Raw genomic sequence first — 6,155 nt, 5'->3', positions numbered from 1 at the left:
GGGGCTCGCGCACGGGATGGTCCATTACGGACCGAGTCGCTTCGGCCACTGCGGCGCTGCCGACTGCGACAACTACTACCTGGACACGTCCACCAACCGGGCCAAACGGTTCTGCTCGGCGCGGTGCGCGAACCGTGTGCACGTCGCCGCGTTCCGGTCGCGACAACGGGAAGTCTAGTTCTCGCTTGGAGCGGGTGGCATGGCGGTGGCGGGACGGGCTGACGTCACACGAGCCGAGCAGTCCGGGCCCTGACGGCGGCGGGTTCCTCGTGGACCACGCGAACGCGCGCCAGGTCGTGAAAGGACAGTCATGGGTCGCCCTGGAGCTGACCGGGCGGGGTTCGCGACGACGCGGTGGTCACCGTCTCCGGTGACCACGGTGTCGTCACGGCGCGAGTGAACCAGGTGTCCCAGACTTCCCTGGCCGTCTCCGCTGTCGGCGACCTGTCCTCGGCCGGGATGAACTCGTACGAGTAGCCCTCGAAGCCCAGCTTCCCGTCGGTCTGCCAGAGCAGCAAGGAGATGAACAGGTCGCCGTTGCCCAGCCGGAAGCCGTGCACGGCAGGCATGAAGTCGTAGCCGAACGGCTCCAGCTTGATGCCGCGTTCCCTGATGGGGGCTTGCCTGCCGCATGCCAGGATGCTGTTCAGGTGTGTACGCGAGTCGCGGAACCAGTCCTTCGGCACGTACGGGGTCAGGCGCCGTTCGCCGTGGACGAGGGCGGCCAGGCGAACCGACCAGCCGTTGAGCTCCGGGCGGTTGAGGAGGAACCGGACGCTCGGCCATGCCGTGTAGAGCGTCATGCCCAGCACGTCGAGCTGCTTGTCCGAGGGACGCGTGATGTTCTTGGCCCTTTCGTGCAGCAGCGGGTACACGTCCATCGGGTCGGCGAGATGTCGGGACAGGACAGTCTTCTCTTCGGTCCGCTCCGCGATGCCGCGCACGTCGAAGAAGACCGAGACGAGTATGACGACCACGATCGTCTGCACCACAGCGCCGAAGTCGGTGAAACCGATCTTGTTGAGCACCTGGGTCAGCCAGGGAATGCGCAACATGACGACCAGCAGTAGGCCGCCTGTGGCAACGAGCAACTGGGTATAGGCGACGGCCTGCGAACTGGCCCGTTTGACGAACCGGCGTAACCAGCTTTGTCGTTCCCGCCTGTCCAACCCGTTCGGCTCAGCAGCCATTCGCCCGCCCATCCCTGAGCGTCCACCCAGATTTAACCCGGACACAAGTCCTTGTCAACCGCGACCTTGTACTATACGCCCTGTGCTTGCGTCCGTGGTTCGAGACGACAAAGGTTTGGATGCGACTACGACACTTCTCAATGTCGCCGTCGCGCCGCCGGCGCCGGTTGTCGGTGCGGTTGTGGAGATGAGCCGTGAACTGGCCGGTCGAGGCGGGCTTTTCGAACTGGACAACCACTCCCGGCACCCACATCTGACCTTGTACATGGCACGGTTCGACATCGGGAACCTCGACGAAATTCGGGCGCGGCTGCGCGACGCGGTGCGCGGTGTGCGCCCCTTTCGGGTTGTTCACTGTGGCTATCACGTCACGCCGGGCAACTATCACGAGATCTCGTACACCCGGGACGAGACACTCTGCGGAGTACACGAAAAAATAACCAACGCGCTCCGTGGGCGCCGTTATTCGCCGGGACGTCCCGTGGTGGAAGATTATTTCGGCGAGTACTCGGCGGCGCAGCAGGCCAACGCGCGCGACGTGGGATATGACCTGGCCGGCGAGCTGTACCGGCCGCACATCACGCTGACCCGGGTGAAGGAGGGCGTCACGGCCGAGCCGTTGGCCGTCCGCGCGGATCTGTCGTTCACCGCGTCGACTGTCGGCCTGTTCGAGGCCGACCGCCTGGGTGCCGCCCGCCGCCTGATAGAGAGCCTGGAGCTGAACTGACGCCTGTTTCGGACCTGACTGGCACCGGGACCCGCGGGCCGCCACGATCACTCGGGCGGCGATCGCGTTAGTCCAGCGTTAGTCCTCGTCGTCCTCCGGTGAGGGGGTCGGGGCGCGTCGTTCGTAGGACTGTTGGATCTCGATCTGGGGGTCGACGGCGGCCGGGTGCCAGATGTCGTCGAGCACGGTCATCGCCGCGCTGAGGGCCGAGCTGCCGACGCGGCGGCGTTGGATGCGCTTGCGCAGTCGGACGAGGCCCCAGCCGATGAGTGCGCAGACGGCCGCGACCAGCAGGAACGGTAACAGGACGCTCATGTCTCCTCCGGGAGCACCACGGTGATGACGCCGGACAGGATCGCGGTCACGTCGACGTCCGGGTCCATGCCGCGGCGCAGGGCCAGGCCGCCGCCCAGGGCGCCGAGCACCACGACCACCTGCGGCAACGGCAGTGCCGGGCGCAGCCCCAACCGGCGGCAGTGCCGGTCCAGCACCGCGACGATCTGCTCCTCGTGCCGCTTCTGCGCGGCGACGACCGCGGCGGCGGTCTCCGGCTGACCGGCCACCGCGGCCAGGAACTCGGCTGTCGAGGCGCTCCACCGCGCCGCCTCGTCGTCGTCGGCGAACGCGTTCGGCAGCAGCGCACGCACCAGCCCCTGCTGGTCGCCCGCGTTGGCGAGGGCCTCGTCCAGGAGCGTCAGGTGCGCCTCGGCCTGGGCCGCCATGGTGGCCAGCCACAGCCCCTCCTTGCCGCCGAAGTGCTTGTAGACCGCGCCGCGCGTGTAGCCGGCCTCCGCCGCGATCTCCTCGATCGTCGCGGCGAGGAACCCGCGCCTCGCGATCACCGCGCGGCCCGCCGCCAGCAGCCGGTCGTGCGTCTGCCGCTGCTGTTCGACCCGGGTCAGCCGTACCACGCCGCCTCATTCAGTAACACGATGTTTCTGGATACACCACGCTACCAAAAAGCTTTGCGCCGTGGCGGAAACGATTGCGGCGCCACCAGCGGGGCGTTACACAAGGAGGTGACACACGCCCGGGTGTCGCCACATGAGCGTCCGCCGCCGGGAGGAGCTGGATCCGGGACCCCCCGACCGGGTCCAGCTCCTCGTCAGGGCCTGGCCGAGTCCGTGCCGGAGTGCGGGGTGCGCCACCGGTCCCGGGTGAAGTCCGGGAACTCGACCGGCCGGCCCCCCTGCTCGACCGACCGCACGGAGAGCGGCAGCGGCGCGCTCCACGCCGCCGAGTCGTACACGTCGATGTCCGGCGGCAGGCCGAGGCGCAGCGTCTGCACCAGGCGCCACAGCATGATGTAGTCCATGCCGCCGTGCCCGCCGGGACCCGGACCCACCTCGGTCCACAGCCAGTGGTCGTGGGCGGCGTAGTCGTCGAAGGAGCCCCACTCCTCGTCGCCGCGGGCCGGCTCCAGGTAGATGCGGGGCGGGTAGTCCTCGAAGACGCCCCGCGTGCCGGCCAGGTGGTTGAGCCGGGAGTACGGGTGCGGGCTGGACACCCCGTGCACGAGGTGGACGACCCGGCCCAGCGCGGTCTGGATCAGGCTCATCGTGACGTCGCCGTTGACGTAGCGCTCGCCCCAGGTCTCGTCGCCCTCCGGCAGGTGCGCGGCGCGGTACTCGGCGAGCCCCAGCGCCGGCGTGCTCATCGACGTCATGCGCACGAACCGGTCGCCGCGGTGGATGTCCAGGTACGCGGCGACCGGCCCGAGGCCGTGCGTCGGGTACAGGTCGCCGTCGTAGCGCGTGTGGAGCCGCCTGCGCCACTGGTCCTCGTAGTAGGTCTTCGAGAACATCAGCTCGCGCAGGTCGTGCAGGTAGGCGCCGGAACCGTGCAACAGCTCGCCGAACAGGCCCTCGTGCGCCATCCGCAGCACGCGCAGCTCGTGCTGGCCGTAGCAGCAGTTCTCGAGCTGGACGCAGTGGCGGCGGGTCTGCTCGGAGGTGTCGACCAGCTCCCACAGGTCCTCGATGGTGAGCCCCATGGGGCACTCGACGCCGACGTGCTTGCCGGCCCGCATCGCGGCGAGCGCCATGGAGGTGTGCCGCTCCGGCGGGGTGGCGATGTAGACGAAGTCGACGTCGTCGCGCTGGACGAGGTTCGCGAAGTCCCCCTCGCCGGTGTACAGGGCGGGTTCGGGCTGGCCCGCGTCGGTGACCACCACGGCGGCGGCGTTGGCGCACTCCGGGCGGATGTCGCACAGGGCCGTCACCCGTGCGTGGGGGACCCGCAACAACAGCGGCAGCATCGCACCGCCCCGGTTGCCGAGGCCGATGACGCCGAAGCGCGGGGTGTCGAGGGCCTCGAACGGAACCCCGATCATCGGCTCGCCCTGTCGGGCCATCAGGCGAGGATCACCGAGCGGGTGAGGTTGCGGGGCTGGTCGGGGTTCAGGCCCCGCGACCGCGCCACCGCCTCGGCCAGGCGGTGGGCGCGGACGAGCGAGACGAGCGGGTCGCCGTCGTCCTGCGCCAGGTGGGCGCCGGTCGCCCGCACCTCCTCGGCCAGGCCGTCCGGCGCGGGGCCGAAGACCCAGACCGCCCGCCCGGGCGCCGCGATCGAGATCGGGCCGTGCCGGTACTCCATCGCGTGGTAGGACTCCGTCCACGCCTGGGCCGCCTCGCGCAGCTTGAGCGCGGCCTCGTTCGCCAGGCCGGTCGTCCAGCCCGTGCCGAGGAAGGTGACCTGCTCCGCCGCCAGCAGCTCCGGCGCCAGCGGCGTCTCCAGGGCTCGCGCGGCCTCGGCGGGCAGCGCGGTCAGGGACTCCCCCAGCGACGTCCGCAGCAGGAGCAGTGCCGACGTGGCGAACCGGGTCTGCACCACGGACTTCTCGTCGGCGAAGTCGAGCGCGATGACGGTGCCCGCGGCCTCGCTGATCGGGGTGGACGGGTCGGCGGTGAGGGCCACGGTCGGCGCCTCGGTCGCGGCGAGGGCGGCCAGCACCTCGGTGGTGGTGCCGGAGCGGGTCAGCGCCACGACCCGGTCGTAGGGCCGCGCGAAGGGGAACTCGGAGGCGGGGAACGGGTCGGTCTCCCCCTGGCCGGCGGCCTCACGCCGGGCGGCGTACGCCTGGGCCATGTAGTAGGACGTCCCGCAGCCGATCACCGCCACCCGCTCGCCGGGCGTCGGCAGCCCGGAGACGGACGTCTCCAATGCGCGCGCCCACGTCTCGGGCTGGCTGGCGATCTCGTCCCGCAGGTACGTCACGGTGCCTCCACGAATGCTCGAACCTGCGTGAATCATACCGATTTCACGCACATCGGCGCAGCGAACGCCGGACAGAAAAAGGCCCAGGACCCCGTGTGGAGCCCTGGGCCGGAGAAACCGCGATCAGTCGGGCAGGCGATCGCCCGTGGCCGCGTCGAACAGGTGGACCGCACCCGGCTGGGGCACGAGGCCGACCTTCTCGCCGCGCTGGAAGTGCGACAGGCCCTCGGCGCGGACGGTGATCGGCGGCGGGGCGCTGGTGTCGGCCTCCGAGTCGGCGTCCGAGGCCAGCTGCGGCGAGGAGGTCGAGCAGTACAGGAACTGCTCGGAACCCAGCTCCTCGATGACCTCGATCGTCGCGGCGATGCCCTCACCGGCCGGCTTCAGCGTCCAGCCCTCGGGGCGGATGCCGACGACCAGGTCCTTGGAGGTCAGCGCGGCCTTCTGCTCGGCGGTCAGCTCGATGGTCTGGCCGCCGATGACGGCACCCTGACCGTTGACGCTGGCCGGGATCAGGTTCATGGCCGGCGAGCCGATGAAGCCGGCGACGAACAGGTTCTTCGGGCTGTCGTACAGGTGCAGCGGGCTGTCGACCTGCTGCAGCACGCCGTCCTTCATCACCGCGACCCGGTCGCCCATGGTCATGGCCTCGACCTGGTCGTGCGTCACGTAGACGGTGGTCGTCTTGAGACGCTGGTGCAGGCGGGCGAGCTCGGCACGCGTTGCGACGCGCAACTTCGCGTCCAAGGGCCTCATCGACATGATCCAGATCCGCCCGGCCCAACTCCCTTAGGACATCCACCATCCGCGAGCGTGGGAGGACGACCAACCGACGCGATTGCTCGAGCGAGGTGATGAGCATGCCCGAAAGGCCATTGAGGTCACGATCATCCGTCTCATTGGCGAAGTCGGCGACGGCTACTGCGATGCGCTCCTGAAGCTGCTGCGGCTCCCCTTGGCCAGCACCCTGGCGCCGGAGCAGCAGTGCAGCGGCTGCGATAGCGATTGCAACCGCGAGCACG

At 69.7% G+C, this 6,155-nt stretch carries 8 protein-coding genes and 1 pseudogene; 3 read left to right on the top strand and 6 right to left on the bottom strand.

Going from position 1 to position 6,155, the window contains the following annotated elements; translation table 11 throughout:
- Positions 1-16: 16 nt before the first annotated feature.
- Positions 17-178, top strand: a complete 162-nt coding sequence (locus tag ACJ73U_RS29545) for a CGNR zinc finger domain-containing protein (protein ID WP_407781004.1) — start codon at positions 17-19, stop codon at positions 176-178.
- Between the two features lie 130 nt (positions 179-308).
- Here the strand turns inward: ACJ73U_RS29545 and ACJ73U_RS29540 are convergent, their stop codons facing one another.
- Positions 309-1,091: a hypothetical protein gene (locus tag ACJ73U_RS29540; protein ID WP_407781003.1), complete on the bottom strand. Its 783-nt coding sequence runs from the start codon at positions 1,089-1,091 to the stop codon at positions 309-311.
- A gap of 193 nt (positions 1,092-1,284) precedes the next feature.
- Between ACJ73U_RS29540 and ACJ73U_RS29535 the strand changes: the two genes are divergently transcribed.
- Complete coding sequence (locus ACJ73U_RS29535) at positions 1,285-1,917, top strand: 2'-5' RNA ligase family protein (RefSeq protein WP_407781002.1); 633 nt, start codon at positions 1,285-1,287, stop codon at positions 1,915-1,917.
- A 78-nt stretch (positions 1,918-1,995) separates the two neighbouring features.
- Here the strand turns inward: ACJ73U_RS29535 and ACJ73U_RS29530 are convergent, their stop codons facing one another.
- From ACJ73U_RS29530 to ACJ73U_RS29510, 5 genes and pseudogenes are all read right to left on the bottom strand, one after another.
- Positions 1,996-2,232, bottom strand: coding sequence for a hypothetical protein (locus ACJ73U_RS29530; protein WP_407781001.1), 237 nt, complete (start codon positions 2,230-2,232; stop codon positions 1,996-1,998).
- Complete coding sequence (locus ACJ73U_RS29525) at positions 2,229-2,828, bottom strand: TetR/AcrR family transcriptional regulator (RefSeq protein ID WP_407781000.1); 600 nt, start codon at positions 2,826-2,828, stop codon at positions 2,229-2,231. The genes ACJ73U_RS29530 and ACJ73U_RS29525 overlap by 4 nt, the downstream gene beginning before the upstream one ends.
- 194 nt (positions 2,829-3,022) lie before the next feature.
- A pseudogene (locus tag ACJ73U_RS29520) lies at positions 3,023-4,261 on the bottom strand (Gfo/Idh/MocA family protein); the annotation flags it as partial.
- A gap of 8 nt (positions 4,262-4,269) precedes the next feature.
- The gene (locus tag ACJ73U_RS29515; RefSeq protein WP_407780999.1) at positions 4,270-5,169 is read right to left on the bottom strand and encodes an SIS domain-containing protein; all 900 of its coding nucleotides are present in this window, start codon (positions 5,167-5,169) and stop codon (positions 4,270-4,272) included.
- Positions 5,170-5,256: 87 nt separating this feature from the next.
- Positions 5,257-5,889, bottom strand: coding sequence for an ABC transporter ATP-binding protein (locus tag ACJ73U_RS29510; RefSeq protein WP_407780998.1), 633 nt, complete (start codon positions 5,887-5,889; stop codon positions 5,257-5,259).
- Between the two features lie 82 nt (positions 5,890-5,971).
- Here ACJ73U_RS29510 and ACJ73U_RS29505 point away from each other — a divergent pair.
- Positions 5,972-6,155 (top strand): hypothetical protein (locus ACJ73U_RS29505; protein WP_407780997.1); only part of this gene is annotated, 184 nt, incomplete at its 3' end.

Origin of the sequence: Actinophytocola sp., assembly GCF_045807065.1 — a bacterium.
Lineage (GTDB): Bacteria > Actinomycetota > Actinomycetes > Mycobacteriales > Pseudonocardiaceae > Actinophytocola.
The sequence above is the reverse complement of the archived record's forward strand: the minus strand, read 5'-3'. Positions and strand labels throughout refer to the sequence as shown.

Coding starts and splice junctions, on each gene's coding strand:
- ACJ73U_RS29545 (WP_407781004.1), top strand. CDS start 17: ATGGTCCATTACGGACCGAGTCGCTTCGGCCACTGCGGCGCTGCCGAC.
- ACJ73U_RS29530 (WP_407781001.1), bottom strand. CDS start 2,232: ATGAGCGTCCTGTTACCGTTCCTGCTGGTCGCGGCCGTCTGCGCACTC.
- ACJ73U_RS29515 (WP_407780999.1), bottom strand. CDS start 5,169: ATGATTCACGCAGGTTCGAGCATTCGTGGAGGCACCGTGACGTACCTG.
- ACJ73U_RS29510 (WP_407780998.1), bottom strand. CDS start 5,889: ATGAGGCCCTTGGACGCGAAGTTGCGCGTCGCAACGCGTGCCGAGCTC.